The organism is Craterilacuibacter sp. RT1T, assembly GCF_023502145.1.
In the GTDB taxonomy this organism is placed as follows: Bacteria; Pseudomonadota; Gammaproteobacteria; order Burkholderiales; family Chromobacteriaceae; genus Craterilacuibacter.
This window is the reverse complement of record NZ_JAMFLI010000024.1, coordinates 1-1851: the sequence shown is the minus strand read 5'-3', so window position 1 is coordinate 1851 and position 1851 is coordinate 1. Positions and strand designations below refer to the sequence as shown.

The 1851-nt window shown below is 62.7% G+C and carries 1 protein-coding gene; it reads left to right on the top strand.

Annotated elements, in window-relative coordinates; translation table 11 throughout:
- Positions 1 to 207: 207 nt before the first annotated feature.
- On the top strand, positions 208 to 1851 hold a 1644-nt coding region (locus tag M3P88_RS15765), incomplete at its 3' end, for a pectate lyase-fold domain-containing protein (protein WP_249616945.1).

The window sequence follows — 1851 nt, the reverse complement described above, 5'->3', positions numbered from 1 at the left end:
TCGTTTCTGACTTAAGAAAAAGCCGAGGATGCTCGTTTCATCTTGGGATTACAGGTGGGACGCTTGTACGCCTCAATTGCAGATTAATTCTATTAAGATTTTCGTAGGAATATTTGAATTCCATTCGGATATTGATTCATCTCAACACAAGATTATGAGAACGCCTGCATGCTATCTGTATTTAATATTCGATACAGGTAAGCATGTATGCTCCCTATCATACACATTCGGCTAACGCCACTCGCCCTCGCTCTGCTGCTGATCGGCAGCCCGGCACACGCCAACCCGTTTGACCCCTTCGTGCCGCTACTCCCCGTCCTCGGCGACGGACAGTGGCAGGACGGCACCCATGTTTTCGAGCTGGACGCACCGGCAGACGGTAGCTTTCCAACCCTGCTGGGCCTAGCCGGCAGCGGCGGCAACCGCGGCCAGCTTTCGCTGACGGTCGTCGGCGACACCGAAGATGAAGTTGCTGCCGCAACCGGTGTGATCAGCACTGCCAACGGCGCGAGTTTCGTCAACCAGGGCTCACTGCAGATCACCGCCCGCAGCGGCGGGCCGGCCGCCGCCTACGGAGTCCAGCTTGATGACGGCGGCGGACTGACCAACCACGGCTCGCTGCGCGTGCACGCCAGCGGCCAACAGGCCTACGTCAACGGCGCGATACTGGAAGGCAGCACCCTCGACAACACCGGCCTGATCGAGGTCGCGGCCGATGGCGATCAGTTCGCCATGGCTATTGCAGCACGAGGCACGCAAGACATGCGCAACAGCGGCCAGATCGTCGCCCGTGCGCAGGGTGGTAGTGCCACGGCAGGGGGGATGGCTGAGGTCAGCGAAGAGGCTAGACGGATCGACAACAGTGGCCGGCTCGACGTCCACGCGGCGGCCACGGCAACAGCCGGCGAATCAATGGCCATCGGCATGGCAAAAACACCACTCACGCTGGTCGCCACGGCGTCCACCCTGCTTAGCCGCGGCCAGGTCAACGTCAGCGCCAGCGGCGGCCGGTTGGCACAGGCGGCGGGCATGCTGGCCGCAGACCCTTACGATTGGAGCCAGCCCGTCCTGCAGGACGGGCGGATCGCCAACCTGGGCCGGCTCACCGTTGCGGCGCAGGCCACCAGCGGCGCGGCGCAAGCCTGGGGCCTCGCCGCTAGCGGTAATGGTAATGAAATCAGCAACGATGGCTCCATTGCGGTGCGCGCACAGGGTGGACACATCGGCGGCCAGCAGTGCGGAGGCGTGCCCTGCGAAGGCAACGCCCGCGCTAGCGCCCTGGCCGCCATGGGCGACAATAATACTCTCGGTAACCGCGGACAAATCGACGTGACGGCACAAGGCGGCAGTCTGGATAGCCGCAACAAGGCTTACGCCTACGGAATGGAAGCCAACGGCGACAACAATACGCTGAGCAACGAAGGCAGCATCCGGGTCAGCGCACAAGGCGGCCAGCAGACGCCTTCGCGCCTCGCCAGCGCCTACGCGTACGGTTTGTACGCCGAAGGCGACGGTAGCCGAATCACCAACTTGGGCACACTGGAAGTTAGCGCCAGCGGCGGCAGCAAACTGGACGGTGGCTTCAACTTCGCCAGCGGCAACGCCTACGGCATTATGGTTAAAGGCACCGACAGTACAATCGAGCAGCATGGCTTGCTCATGGTTAACGCCCAGGCGCAAGCTGGCCGCGACGCCAACGCCTACGGCATTTACATCAGCGGCGGCGGTACGCACACGCTAAACGCCAGCGGCCGCATCCAGGTGGCCGCCAGCGGCGGCGGCCACAACCGGGCACACGAGGTCTTTGTCAGCAAGGGGCAACTGGATGTTGCGCGCTACCACCTGGGCGTC